Raw genomic sequence first — 12188 nt, forward strand, 5'->3', positions numbered from 1 at the left:
TGAGCCTGCTCGCGATGGCCACGACTCGGTCTGGAGTCAGGTACGCATCCCGCGCCCACTCACCAGCAACCGTGCACAACCGAGATACAGCACCACCGTCGCCACCAGCATAAAGGTGATCGCAATGCCGATCTTGATATCTGACACACCGAGAATGCCGTAACGGAAGGCGTTGACCATGTGCAACACCGGGTTGGCCAGCGACACGGTTTGCCAGAATGGCGGCAGCAGCGTGATCGAATAGAACACCCCACCCAGATAGGTCAGCGGCGTCAGCACAAAGGTCGGGATGATTGAAATATCATCGAAGTTGCGCGCAAACACCGCATTGATGAAGCCCAGCAGCGAGAAGATCGTTGCTGTCAGTACCACCACGAGAATAGTCACACCGAGGTGATGCACCTGCAAATGAGTGAAGAACAGCGACAGAATCGTCACGATCACGCCGACCATCAGGCCACGCAACACCCCACCAATGGTGAAGCCGATCAGAATCGTGTGCGGCGACACCGGCGAGACCATCAGCTCTTCGATGGAGCGCTGGAACTTGCTGCCGAAGAAACTCGAGACGACATTGCCGTAGGAGTTGGTAATCACCGACATCATGATCAGCCCCGGCACGATGTACTCCATGTAGGTGAAGCCACCCATGTCGCCGATCTGCCGGCCGATCAGATTACCGAAGATCACAAAGTACAGAACCATAGTGATCGCTGGCGGCAGCAGGGTCTGCGGCCAGATCCGCGTGAAACGTTTGACCTCGCGGTAAACAATGGTCTGCAGCGCGACGAGGTTGGGACGGAATTCGGAACTCATACCGCCACCTTCGACAGATTTTTCTCCACCAGGGACACGAACAGCTCCTCGAGGCGATTGGTTTTGTTACGCAGGCTCAATACTTCGATGTTCTGCTGCGCCAACTGGGTGAACAACGCCGTGATGCCCATGGATTTGTCGACCTGGACTTCCAGGGTATGGCTGTCGATCAACCGCGCCGGATAGCCGAGCAATTGCGGCGCGACGCTCAAGTCGTTTTTCAGGTCCAGCAAGAAGGTTTCCACGTGCAGCTGGCCGAGCAATTGTTTCATGCTGGTGTTTTCGACGATGGTGCCGTGGTCGATGATGCCGATGTTGCGGCACAACTGCTCAGCCTCTTCCAGATAGTGCGTGGTGAGGATGATGGTGATGCCTTTCTGGTTCAGTTCGGTGAGGAACGTCCACATCGACCGGCGCAGCTCGATATCGACGCCTGCGGTCGGTTCATCGAGGATCAGCAGACGTGGTTCATGGACCAGCGCACGGGCGATCATCAAACGGCGCTTCATGCCGCCGGACAACGACCGCGACGGCACGTCGCGCTTGTCCCACAGGCCCAGTTGAGTGAGGTACTGCTCGGCGCGTTCCTTGGCGATTTTCGCTGGAATGCCGTAGTAACCGGCCTGGGTCACGACGATGTCGAAAGTCTTTTCGAACTGATTGAAGTTGAATTCCTGGGGCACCACGCCGATCGAGCGCTTGAGCTGCGCAGGATTTTTGTCGAGGTCGTGACCGAAGATATTCACCGTGCCGCTGGTCTTGTTGACCAGGGTCGAGAGTATGCCGATGGTCGTGGATTTGCCGGCACCGTTGGGGCCGAGCAAGGCGAAAAAGTCACCTTCGGCGACGTCCAGATCGATACCACTCAAGGCCTGGAACCCGTTGCCGTAGGTTTTGGTTAGCTGCCGGATGGACAGAGCGGAACTCATATCTGATTTACGCACCATTGAAGGAAAAAAGGAGACGGCGGCGAAAGATCGAACCGCAGCGCAAGTGCGCAATGGTGCTTGCCGCCGCCGTACAAGTACAGTCAAGTGTGTCGATAGTAGGTATTAAGTCAACGCGGTCATGACTGCTTTCTGGTAGGCCGGACGCTGCTTCAGGCGCTCGTACCAAGCCTGCACATGCGCTTGCGGGGCGCGTTCGATGGGCATCTCGAACCAGGCATAAATGAAACTGCCGAGCGGGATATCGCCCATGCCGATGTCTTGGCCGGAAAGATACGGTTGGCTGGCCAACGCCTCGTCGGCCATGCTCAGCAACTCGCTGCATTCCTTGATCGCGGCGTTGATCGCTGGCCAGTCCTGCTTGTCCGCCGGGGTGCGCAAGACGCCCCAGAACACCGTGCGGAATGGCCCGGCAAAACTCGACGTGGTCCAGTCCATCCACTTGTCGGCGATGGCGCGGGCTTGCGGATCGGCCGGATACCAAGCGCTATCAGGCGCATGCTTGGCCAGCAGATAACGCACGATGGCGTTGGATTCCCACAGCACGAAACCGTCGTCTTCGATCACTGGCACCCGCCCGTTCGGGTTCATCGCCCGATACTCGGGTGTGTCGACCACGCCGAATGCGCCGCCGGCATCGATTGCCTCGTAGGCCAGGCCGAGCTCCTCGGCGGCCCACAATGGCTTCCTGACATTCGATGAGTTTTTCCGTCCCCAGATCTTCAGCATGACCGCCTCTTTGCAAATGCGTGGGCAGGCAGCATACGCCGGATCAGACGCGGCTCAAATCACTCTGCATATCGCCCAGCAGTTGCGGCTGCTCATCAGTGAACAGATGCGGATAGCACTTTTGCAGATGTTCGAAGAAGAAGGTTTCCGGTACATCGGCGAATTGTCCGTGATCGACCAGATACTCCATCAACTGTGCACCGTCGCGGTTGAACGGGTGGAAAACGCTGTCGTTGATGCCGTCGAACTCCAGTGGCGCGACGTTGAACAGCTCGCAGAGCTTCTGGTTGAACGCCGGGGTGGCTTTGACCCAGCGATCATTGAGAAAAAACTCGGTGTAGCCGTGCATGGCGAACATGTCGCTTTTCAATAACTCGAGCAGACGCGGGGTCGACAGGTGATTTTTCACATCGGCCAGGCCGATCCGCGCCGCGATTCCGCAATGCCGCGCGCAGCCCGCCAGCAGCGTGGCTTTCGGTACGCAATAACTCTCCGCCGTCGCCAATGCATAACTGCCACACAAAGTCTGCGGATCACGGCTGAAGGTGTAAGGGTTGTAGCGCACCGCCTCACGTACTGCGTAATAAAGATTGATCGCCTGCTCAAGCGGATCGCGGCTGGCGCCCCGATGCTGTTCGGCGAACTCCACCACCGCCGGGTGGTCACTATCGATGAAGCGGCCGGGGCTCAGATACTCGTGCATGACGACAATCTCCTGGGTGAGTCCCGAGTCTAGCGACAGCTTCAGCACAGAGATAACGACGTTTCGGCCAAACTTGGACGCAAAGACGCGGGATCGGCGAACGATTTCCCACACGTGTTGCCCACCGAACCTACGAAAACCATCCGGGGTTTCCCACGATTTCAATCACCTTGGTCTGACCACCCGGTTTTACAGATGCCGTCTAAGCTCTGGAGGGTCGATTTGCCTTGGTTCACGGAGGACTGAATATGCTGTTGTTGTGGATACTGGTTTTGATCGTTGGCGTGGCATATCTCGCCCACCGGCGTATTTCGCCTCTGCCCGCGTTGGGCATCGTTGCCGTCTACTTGCTGGCGATGGGTATTTTCAGTCATGCGCCGGGATGGCTGTTGCTGGTGTTCTGGGTCCTGCTGGCGGTGGTCGCTGCACCGTTGCTGCTGCCTGACCTGCGCCGCAAGCATTTCACGGCGCCGCTGTTCAACTGGTTTCAGAAAACCCTGCCGCCCATGTCGCAGACCGAACGCGACGCAATCGATGCCGGCACTGTCTGGTGGGATGGCGAGCTGTTCAGCGGCCGTCCGGACTGGGACAAACTGCTGGCCTACCCCAAGGTGCAACTGAGCGAAGAAGAACAGGCCTTCATTGATGGCCCGACTGAAGAACTCTGCGCGATGGTCACTGACTGGCAGATCGGCCAGTCGATGGACTTGCCGCCGGAAGCCTGGGCGCACATCAAGGAACACGGCTTTTTTGCCCTGATCATTCCGAAAGAATTCGGTGGTAAAGGGTTCTCTGCTTACGCTCACTCGCAAGTGGCAATGAAACTGGCCACACGCAGCGGTGACCTCGCCTCCACCGTGATGGTGCCGAACTCACTCGGCCCGGCCGAACTGCTGTTGCATTACGGCACCGACAAACAACGCAATCACTACTTGCCACGCCTGGCCCGTGGCGATGACATCCCGTGCTTCGCCCTCACCGGCCCGCTTGCGGGTTCTGATGCCGGCGCGATGCCCGACACCGGCATCATCTGCAAAGGTCAGTGGAAAGGTCAGGAAGTCATCGGACTGCGCCTGAACTGGGAAAAGCGTTACATCACTCTTGGCCCCGTGGCCACCCTGCTCGGTCTGGCGTTCAAGGCGTATGACCCGGAGCACCTGCTCGGTGACAAGGAAGACCTCGGCATCAGTCTCGCACTGATCCCGACCGATACCGCTGGCGTCGAAATCGGTCGCCGTCACCTACCGTTGGGCGCGGCATTTATGAACGGCCCGAACTCGGGCAAGGACGTGTTCATCCCGCTGGACTTCCTCATCGGCGGTCAGGAAATGCTCGGCAAGGGCTGGATGATGCTGATGAACTGTCTGTCGGTGGGCCGTTCGATCTCGTTGCCGGCAGTCGGTACCGGGGCAGCCAAATTCACCAGTCTGGTAACTGGTCAGTACGCGCAGATTCGTGAACAGTTCAATGTACCGCTGTCGGCCTTCGAAGGTATTCAGGAAGCCATGGCGCGCATCGGCGGCAACGCGTGGATGATGGACGCGGCACGGATGCTCACCGCCAACGCAGTGGATCTCGGTGAGAAACCCTCGGTGCTTTCGGCGATCCTCAAGTACCACCTCACCGAGCGCGGCCGCGAGTGCATCAGCCACGCCATGGACGTGCACGGCGGTAAGGCGATCATCATGGGGCCGAACAACTACCTCGGGCGCAGCTGGAACGGTGCGCCGATCTTCATCACCGTGGAAGGCGCGAACATTCTTTCGCGCAACCTGATGATCTTCGGTCAGGGCGCGATTCGTTGCCATCCATTCGTGCTGAAGGAAATGGCTCTGGCGGGTCGTGAGGACAAGGATCAGGCGCTGAAAGAGTTCGATGGTCTGCTGCTCAAACACATTGGTTTCGCTGTGAGCAACGCTGCCAGCACGCTGGTACTGAACTTGGGTTTCGGCCACTTCGAGCATGCGCCGGGCGACAAGATCAGTCAGGGTTACTTCCGCGCACTCAACCGTCAGGCAGCGGCGTTTGCCATGCTCGCCGACTTCAGCATGATGCTGCTCGGCGGCGAACTGAAGCGTCGCGAACGTCTGTCGGCCCGTTTGGGAGATGTGCTGAGCAACCTGTATCTGGCCTCTGCCGCGCTCAAGCGCTATCACGATCTGGATTCGCCGGCGTACATGGAGCCGCTGTTCCGATGGGCAATGGAAGAAAGTCTCGGCCAGGCGGAACGAGCAATGGATGAGTTGCTGCGCAACTTCCCCAACAAGGTGTTCGGCTGCCTGCTGCGCGTCATCGTCTTCCCGTTTGGCCGTCGTCACAAAGGCCCGTCGGACAAACTCGGAGCGGAAGTGGCTGGCGTCATTGGTCGCGCCAAGGGCGATCCGGCGCTGGAAGAACTGCTTGCCGGTTGCTATCGCCCACAGTCGGCAGACGATGCGGTCGGCGCGCTGCAACACGCCAGCGATCTGCTGAATGCTGCGCAGCCATTACACAAAAAACTGCACACTTCGCTGAAAAGCGGTCAGGTCAAACCGGTGGCGGGCGAACACGCCATCGATGCAGCACTGGAGGCCGGAGTGTTGCAACCGGTGGAAGCGCAGAGCCTGCGCGATGCCGAAGCAGCGCGACGCAAGGTGATCGACGTCGATGATTTCGACAAAGAGGAGCTGGCGCTCGCAGAGGGCAAAGTCCGCTGATCCTGACAACCATGTCCAAGAGGGCGCAGGAGCTTTATACTCCCGCGCCCGTTTTGCTCTTGAGGACTTATCTCGTGTCCAACGTCGTTGCCGATCATCTTGTTTTACTCGACCACCTGCGCAGCATCCTGGTCGCCGTAGGTGAGGCCGAACAGGTTCCCGAAGAAAGCCATGCCCTGTTCCTGGAGCGCTTCGACGAACTGCTCGCATCGCTGCCGATCGATCCGATCGAAAGCCAGTACCTGGGCCAGGACATCCTGACTCAAGTGATTAGCCGTTACCCGCAGATCGCCCACCTGATCCCGCGCGATCTGCTGTGGTTCTTCGCCGGTGACTGCCTGCACTACCTGTCCGATGAAGAGATCGACCTGTATCAGGCGCTGGAAGAGCGCCGTTACGAAGCTGAACAGAACGACGAACCGTTCGACTGGAATCAGGAAAAACAGCTGCTGGCGATGTCTGCTCAGGACAGCAAGCACTGATTTAACTGTTTGGTTGAAAATCAAAAGATCGCAGCCTTCGGCAGCTCCTACAGTGGAATCACGCAATCCCCTGTAGGAGCTGCCGTAGGCTGCGATCTTTTGCTTCTGCGTTACAGCAATCCCTCGCTTTCCGGTAATTCATACGCCATGGCTGCGTTACTCGCACTACCAGACTTGCCCGGCTTGCTCAAAGTCGGCTCTTTCTGCAGACACTCCACCAGATAGTCGATAAACACCCGCAACTTGGGAGGCAGATAGCGCGTCGGCGAATGCAGCAACCACAGTCCGCCATGGTAGGACGCCAGGAAAGTCCAGTCCGGCAGCACCTGCACAATCAACTTCTGCTCAAGTGCGTAACGGGCGGTGAAATACGGCAGGCTGCCGATGCCAATGTGCTGCAACACCGCGCCCAAGCGCACGCCCGTATGATTGGCGGCATAGCGACCACGCACCCCTACCGTCACCGCTTTGTTGCCTTTCTTGAATTTCCAGCGCGCATCGCTCGGAGTTTCCCCCAGATAAACACAGCTGTGATTGAGCAAATCATGGGGATGGGTCGGCGTGCCGTGTTCGGCCAGGTATTGCGGCGTGGCACAGAGCAGGTGGTCGATGGTCAGTAACTGCCGCCCAACCAGCCCGGCCGGGGGGCGATCGGTGATGCGAATCGCCAGATCGACATGGTCGTCGATCAAATCGACCTGACGATCTTCCAGCAGCAACTCGACATCGACCTTGGGGTAGCGCCGCAAAAATTCAGGCATATGCGGATGGATCACGAAGCGACCCACTGCTTTCGGCACGCTGACGCGCACCAGACCTTCCGCTTCATGGGTAAACTGACCACTGATTTCCATCACCGATTTGGCCGCGCTGACCATTTCCTGGCAGCGCTTGAACACCTCTTCGCCACCGTCACTCAAACGCAGCTTGCGCGTGGTGCGCTGCAACAACCGCGTGGCCAAGGCTTTTTCCAGCCGCGAAATACTGCGGCTCACCGCTGAGGGCGATGAGCCCAGTTGCCGAGCGGCTTCAGAGAAGCTGCCGGTCTCCACGACCTTGACGAAAATCGCCATTTCACCGAGCAGCGGTAGCGGCAGATTGATGCTCACAGCGCACAAGTCCTTTGATGTTTGAACGGATTATCACGTTATTGCACGATTCATATAATAAAAAAAGAAACTTTAATAAGGGCATGGAATATGACGCTTCGCCTCTTTTTCCATAGTGATGACCTCAAGGCCAATGTGGAAGTCCTCGACTGCACGCCCCAAGAGCACGAATTCGCCGTGGTATTGCGCGCCACACTGTTTCATCCGCAAGGCGGTGGCCAGCCGTGTGATACCGGCTGGATCGGCGAAAGCCAGGTAATGCGTGTGGTGCAGGAGCCAGAGCGGATCATTCATTTTGTTGACCGGCCGGTGGCGCTCGGCATGACCTGTATCCGCATCGACGAACAGCGCCGCCACTTCAACACGCGCATGCATTCAGCCGGTCACCTGATCGGGCATTTCGTTCAAGCACTGGGCTGGACGCCGATCAAGGCGCACCACTGGCCGGATGAAGGCCGAGTGCAATTCAAACCCGGCGATGCCGCGCAGGAAGTCGACGCAGAGACCGTTCAATACGGCATTGGCCAGTGGATCGAGCACGATCTGCCGCGCCTGACCTCACTGCGCGAAGGCGCGCGGGAAATCAGTTTTGGTGACCTGCCCGCCTATGGCTGCGGCGGCACCCATGTACGCAGCCTGAAGGATCTGGGCACAGTCACGATCGCGTCCCTTTCGCAGAAGAAGGGCACGCTGTCCGTCCACTACCACGTGGATTGAGCATTTCGGACGCTGCCTCACGCAACGTCCGACGCCGGGGAACCGCATTCGCAGGTTCCGTTGACTATCGATAGATGGACCTAAAAAAATGATGCTAGACGTCGAGCGTCTCGATGAGACGTGCATAAAAAAACTGGCCAACGAAGAAGTCCTCGCCATCCGCGTCAAAGGCTTTTTGCCTGAGCCACTGGCCATTCAGATTGGCGACAAGATTCTCGCTCCAGGCTTTGAGGGCTACATCAACGCACCGAGCATCGGCCGCATCGGCATGGCGTTTTACGAGGCAGAAAACCAGCCGCTGCTGATCGAGGACTACTTCGATCGCGCCACCAGCAACATCGCGGAACTGCGCAATCGCTGCGCGCCCTACCCCTCACCGATCGATACCTTGCGCTGCATGCTCGACGAATCCTGGCCGGCTGGCGCACACCTGGAAAACCTCTACGGCCGCAAAATGTATGTCGGCCTTTCGCGAGTGGTGAAACCAGGCGTGTGCTTCCTCGCCCACCACGACATCTTCGCCAAAGACGCCCCGGACAGTTTCCAGGCCCGCAGCCTGGAGGCGCAGTTCGCCTGCAACGTCTATCTGAACATGCCGACCGAGGGCGGCGCGCTGCAGATGTGGGACGACGACATCAGCCCGGATCAATTCGACGAAATGCGTGGTGACAGCTATGGCATCGAACCGGCGCTGCTCGGCCCTCCCGCCCTCGAAGTCCGGCCACAACCCGGCGATTTCATCATGTTCAATTCGCGGCGCATGCACTCGGTGACCCCGGGCGTGGCCGATCCGCGCTTGAGCCTTTCCTTTTTTGTCGGCTATCGCGGCAATGCTTCACCCCTGACGTACTGGAGCTGAGATGTATTCGAATTATCTGGGCGAGTTTCTGGCGCTGGCTACTATTCACTTTCTGGCCGTGGTTGCTCCCGGCCCGGACTTCGCGGTCACCATTCGCCAAAGCGTACGCTTCGGCCGACTGGTGGGAATCTGCACGGCGCTGGGGATCGGCGCAGGGATTTCCGTGCACGTGCTCTACACGCTGTTGGGTGTAGGGGCATTGATGCACACCACCCCGTGGTTGCTGACCGTGGCCAAAGTGGTTGGCGGTGCTTACATTCTGTATCTGGGTGTCAGCCTGCTGCGCAGCAAGCCAAAGTCAGCCATTGAAGGTGAGAAAACCAGCGAGGAACCGCTGGTTGAGCAAACCCTGTTCAAAGCGTTCAGCACCGGTTTTCTGACCAATGCGACCAACCCCAAGGCCACGCTGTTTTTCCTGGCCATTTTCACAACGATCATCAGCGCCGAAACACCTCTGCAAATCCAGGCGTTCTATGGTTTGTGGATGTGTTTTGTGAATGCGCTGTGGTTTGTCGTGGTCGCGCTGTTTTTCTCGAGCAGTCGGGTTCGAGTGCTGTTCATGCGCATGGGGCATTGGTTCGAACGCACCATGGGCGTGGTGCTGATTCTGTTTGCCGGGCGCTTGATGCTGTCTTGGTAAACAGACGGAAAACGCAAAAAGGCCCGTCGAATCGCTTCGACGGGCCTTTTTCTTCATGACCTGATGGCACAAACACAAATCACGCGCATACAAAAACGCCGCTCTGTTGAGCGGCGTTTTTGTGAATATGGAGCGGGAAACGAGACTCGAACTCGCGACCCCGACCTTGGCAAGGTCGTGCTCTACCAACTGAGCTATTCCCGCAATGGCGTCCCCTAGGGGACTCGAACCCCTGTTACCGCCGTGAAAGGGCGGTGTCCTAGGCCACTAGACGAAGGGGACACAGGCTACAACTTTCACTAATAAAAACGCCGCTCACTGAGCGGCGTCTTTAGAATTTGGAGCGGGAAACGAGACTCGAACTCGCGACCCCGACCTTGGCAAGGTCGTGCTCTACCAACTGAGCTATTCCCGCAAATGGCGTCCCCTAGGGGACTCGAACCCCTGTTACCGCCGTGAAAGGGCGGTGTCCTAGGCCACTAGACGAAGGGGACACGCTACCCGGAACACATGGTGTGTGTTTCGGTGTCCAGATCCGCATCCGAAGACTGGGTTCTGGTTTCACTCAGCACCGCCGGAAAGCAGAGCTGTTTAAAATTGGAGCGGGAAACGAGACTCGAACTCGCGACCCCGACCTTGGCAAGGTCGTGCTCTACCAACTGAGCTATTCCCGCATTGGCGTCCCCTAGGGGACTCGAACCCCTGTTACCGCCGTGAAAGGGCGGTGTCCTAGGCCACTAGACGAAGGGGACACACTACAACATTCACTCCCTGCCGCGCTTCGCTGTGTGCTTTACGCTGCAAGTGGCGCGCATTCTATGGATGGATTGAGAGGTCGTCAACCCCTTGATATAAATTTATTTAAATCAATGACTTCGACCTGCTTTACGGCGGCAATCAGGCTTTTCCGTCGCCCGACGATTGACGCCTATATTCTGCCACTCGCCAAGACGTTATAGTCCACCGCACAGTGATGGCAATCTGCACCCGCAGCGCCAGCATTCATATAAGCAGCGTGCGGCCGATACAGATTGAACCTGCCGATCCAACTCGTCGAGCGGCGCTAGGCGGCTAAATGCCCAGCCACTACACTCGCATGCGAACCCTATAAAGAGGTCTTACCGGTGACACCACTCATGATCACCCTGCTAGTCATAGCCGGGATCGCAATTCTGATCGCCATTGGCTATATGAACCATGTGGTGGAAAACAACAAACTGGAGAAGGCCCGCACCAAGGTCGAGCTTAACGACCGCCTGCGCCGCTGCGGCGAACTGACCGAGACCTTCCCGGGCCAGTTCATGACCCCGGCCCTCAAGCTGCTGCTGACCCGCCTGGAATTGAACGTCTGCCAGCGCCTGCTGAACCTGGAAAAAACCAGCGCCACCATAAAAGCGCGCATCACCGAACTAAGCGCCCTGGTCGCCCAAGGCGAATCGATCCCGGTCAACAACCCGCCGGCACCGATCCTGACCGAAGCCAAAGCCAAAGACGTGCGCTTCCTGCTTGAAGCCCTCCACGGCCAGATCACCCGCGCCGCCCACGACGGCTTCCTGCCGCCGAACGAAGCCAAGCACTGGATCCGCGAAGTCCGCCACATTCTGGTGTTGCTGCACATCGAATTCTTCAACAACCTCGGTCAACAGTCCCTGCAACAAAACCAGCCCGGCCAGGCCCGCCTCGCCTTCGAACGCGGCGTGCAATACCTGCGCAAACAGCAGGATCCGCAGATGTACGCAGAACAACTGCAATACCTGGAAAAACTGCTGGCCCGCGCCAACGCCCAGGTCATGGACAAGATTGCACCGGTTGAAGGTGAAGAGAACCAACTGACTGCCGGCCTAAAAGATGTAGAGGCCGATGCAGACTGGAAGAAGAAAGTGATCTACGACTGATCGCAGATGTAGAGAGAGAAGCCACCGAGAGGTGGCTTTTTTGTGGGTTCGCGGGAGTGAACACGATAGACACCCGATGGATGCGAGGCCGCTTTCGCGAGCAGGCTCGCTCCCACATGGTTTGAGTACATCCGGCAGAAATGGGGTCGGCTGTCAGGCAGCCTTCGCGAGCAGGCTCACTCCTACAATGGAGTTGAGTACATCTGACAGAGATTGGTCGGCTGTCAGGCCGCCTTCGCGAGCAGGCTCGCTCCCACATGGTTTGAGTACATCCGGTAGAGATGGGGTTGGCTGTCAGACCGCGATCGCGAGCAGGCTCACTCCTACAATGGAGTTGAGTACATCTGACAGGGATTGGTCGGCTGTCAGGCCGCCTTCGCGAGCAGGCTCGCTCCCACATGGTTTGAGTACATCCGGTAGAGATGGGGTTGGCTGTCAGACCGCGATCGCGAGCAGGCTCACTCCTACAATGGAGTTGAGTACATCTGACAGGGATTGGTCGGCTGTCAGGCCGCCTTCGCGAGCAGGCTCGCTCCCACAGAAAAGCAAAAGCAAAACAGCGCCCACCTCGCACCGCGTCGCTTCTCACCACTCA

General features: G+C 58.1%; 11 protein-coding genes and 6 tRNA genes. 6 read left to right on the plus strand and 11 right to left on the minus strand.

The genetic code is table 11. The annotated features are described in order from the left end of the window. Nucleotides 1-36: 36 nt before the first annotated feature. The 4 genes from PspR84_RS21235 to PspR84_RS21250 form a co-directional block, all read right to left on the minus strand. Nucleotides 37-816 (minus strand): ABC transporter permease, encoded by a 780-nt coding sequence (locus tag PspR84_RS21235; protein WP_008087860.1) that lies wholly within the window; start codon nucleotides 814-816, stop codon nucleotides 37-39. Then, nucleotides 813-1745, minus strand: a complete 933-nt coding sequence (locus tag PspR84_RS21240) for an ABC transporter ATP-binding protein (RefSeq protein ID WP_160059025.1) — start codon at nucleotides 1743-1745, stop codon at nucleotides 813-815. Before PspR84_RS21240 ends, PspR84_RS21235 begins: the two co-directional genes overlap by 4 nt. A 123-nt stretch (nucleotides 1746-1868) precedes the next feature. Continuing rightward, the gene (locus PspR84_RS21245; protein WP_160059026.1) at nucleotides 1869-2492 is read right to left on the minus strand and encodes a glutathione S-transferase; all 624 of its coding nucleotides are present in this window, start codon (nucleotides 2490-2492) and stop codon (nucleotides 1869-1871) included. A 43-nt stretch (nucleotides 2493-2535) separates the two neighbouring features. Next, nucleotides 2536-3195 carry a transglutaminase family protein gene (locus PspR84_RS21250; RefSeq protein ID WP_160059027.1) on the minus strand — a complete coding sequence of 220 codons (660 nt, stop codon included), beginning with the start codon at nucleotides 3193-3195 and terminating at the stop codon, nucleotides 2536-2538. Nucleotides 3196-3443: 248 nt separating this feature from the next. Between PspR84_RS21250 and PspR84_RS21255 the strand changes: the two genes are divergently transcribed. After that, nucleotides 3444-5891 (plus strand): acyl-CoA dehydrogenase, encoded by a 2448-nt coding sequence (locus tag PspR84_RS21255; protein ID WP_160059028.1) that lies wholly within the window; start codon nucleotides 3444-3446, stop codon nucleotides 5889-5891. Nucleotides 5892-5965: 74 nt separating this feature from the next. Continuing rightward, nucleotides 5966-6373, plus strand: coding sequence for a PA2817 family protein (locus PspR84_RS21260; protein ID WP_039760212.1), 408 nt, complete (start codon nucleotides 5966-5968; stop codon nucleotides 6371-6373). 110 nt (nucleotides 6374-6483) lie between these two features. Here the strand turns inward: PspR84_RS21260 and PspR84_RS21265 are convergent, their stop codons facing one another. Further along, on the minus strand, nucleotides 6484-7482 hold the full coding sequence (locus tag PspR84_RS21265) for a LysR family transcriptional regulator (RefSeq protein WP_160059029.1): 999 nt from the start codon (nucleotides 7480-7482) through the stop codon (nucleotides 6484-6486). Between the two features lie 90 nt (nucleotides 7483-7572). Here PspR84_RS21265 and PspR84_RS21270 point away from each other — a divergent pair, with 90 nt between their 5' ends. The 3 genes from PspR84_RS21270 (at nucleotide 7573) to PspR84_RS21280 (ending at nucleotide 9698) form a co-directional block, all read left to right on the plus strand. Continuing rightward, nucleotides 7573-8199: an alanyl-tRNA editing protein gene (locus PspR84_RS21270; RefSeq protein ID WP_160059030.1), complete on the plus strand. Its 627-nt coding sequence runs from the start codon at nucleotides 7573-7575 to the stop codon at nucleotides 8197-8199. Nucleotides 8200-8287: 88 nt separating this feature from the next. Further along, complete coding sequence (locus PspR84_RS21275; RefSeq protein WP_160059031.1) at nucleotides 8288-9058, plus strand: 2OG-Fe(II) oxygenase; 771 nt, start codon at nucleotides 8288-8290, stop codon at nucleotides 9056-9058. A gap of 1 nt (nucleotide 9059) precedes the next feature. Further along, nucleotides 9060-9698 (plus strand): LysE family translocator, encoded by a 639-nt coding sequence (locus tag PspR84_RS21280; protein ID WP_160059032.1) that lies wholly within the window; start codon nucleotides 9060-9062, stop codon nucleotides 9696-9698. Nucleotides 9699-9826: 128 nt separating this feature from the next. On the opposite strand, the gene PspR84_RS21285 is transcribed toward PspR84_RS21280, so the two are convergent. The 6 genes from PspR84_RS21285 to PspR84_RS21310 form a co-directional block, all read right to left on the minus strand. Then, nucleotides 9827-9902: transfer RNA gene (locus tag PspR84_RS21285), tRNA-Gly, on the minus strand. A gap of 2 nt (nucleotides 9903-9904) precedes the next feature. Continuing rightward, a tRNA-Glu gene (locus tag PspR84_RS21290) sits at nucleotides 9905-9980 on the minus strand. 57 nt (nucleotides 9981-10037) lie between these two features. Then, a tRNA-Gly gene (locus PspR84_RS21295) sits at nucleotides 10038-10113 on the minus strand. A 3-nt stretch (nucleotides 10114-10116) separates the two neighbouring features. Continuing rightward, nucleotides 10117-10192: transfer RNA gene (locus PspR84_RS21300), tRNA-Glu, on the minus strand. 104 nt (nucleotides 10193-10296) lie between these two features. Next, nucleotides 10297-10372 (minus strand) — tRNA-Gly (locus tag PspR84_RS21305). Nucleotides 10373-10374: 2 nt separating this feature from the next. Continuing rightward, nucleotides 10375-10450: transfer RNA gene (locus tag PspR84_RS21310), tRNA-Glu, on the minus strand. A 384-nt stretch (nucleotides 10451-10834) separates the two neighbouring features. Here PspR84_RS21310 and PspR84_RS21315 point away from each other — a divergent pair. Next, on the plus strand, nucleotides 10835-11593 hold the full coding sequence (locus PspR84_RS21315) for a hypothetical protein (protein ID WP_174244474.1): 759 nt from the start codon (nucleotides 10835-10837) through the stop codon (nucleotides 11591-11593). Nucleotides 11594-12188 lie beyond the last annotated feature (595 nt).

The sequence above is a fragment of the Pseudomonas sp. R84 genome (assembly GCF_009834515.1).
Taxonomy (GTDB): Bacteria; Pseudomonadota; Gammaproteobacteria; order Pseudomonadales; family Pseudomonadaceae; genus Aquipseudomonas.

What these genes read in the sequence shown, in the direction of transcription:
- PspR84_RS21235 (WP_008087860.1), bottom strand. Translation starts at nt 816, where the DNA reads ATGAGTTCCGAATTCCGTCCCAACCTCGTCGCGCTGCAGACCATTGTT.
- PspR84_RS21240 (WP_160059025.1), bottom strand. Translation starts at nt 1,745, where the DNA reads ATGAGTTCCGCTCTGTCCATCCGGCAGCTAACCAAAACCTACGGCAAC.
- PspR84_RS21245 (WP_160059026.1), bottom strand. Translation starts at nt 2,492, where the DNA reads ATGCTGAAGATCTGGGGACGGAAAAACTCATCGAATGTCAGGAAGCCA.
- PspR84_RS21250 (WP_160059027.1), bottom strand. Translation starts at nt 3,195, where the DNA reads ATGCACGAGTATCTGAGCCCCGGCCGCTTCATCGATAGTGACCACCCG.
- PspR84_RS21255 (WP_160059028.1), top strand. Translation starts at nt 3,444, where the DNA reads ATGCTGTTGTTGTGGATACTGGTTTTGATCGTTGGCGTGGCATATCTC.
- PspR84_RS21270 (WP_160059030.1), top strand. Translation starts at nt 7,573, where the DNA reads ATGACGCTTCGCCTCTTTTTCCATAGTGATGACCTCAAGGCCAATGTG.
- PspR84_RS21275 (WP_160059031.1), top strand. Translation starts at nt 8,288, where the DNA reads ATGATGCTAGACGTCGAGCGTCTCGATGAGACGTGCATAAAAAAACTG.
- PspR84_RS21280 (WP_160059032.1), top strand. Translation starts at nt 9,060, where the DNA reads ATGTATTCGAATTATCTGGGCGAGTTTCTGGCGCTGGCTACTATTCAC.
- PspR84_RS21315 (WP_174244474.1), top strand. Translation starts at nt 10,835, where the DNA reads ATGATCACCCTGCTAGTCATAGCCGGGATCGCAATTCTGATCGCCATT.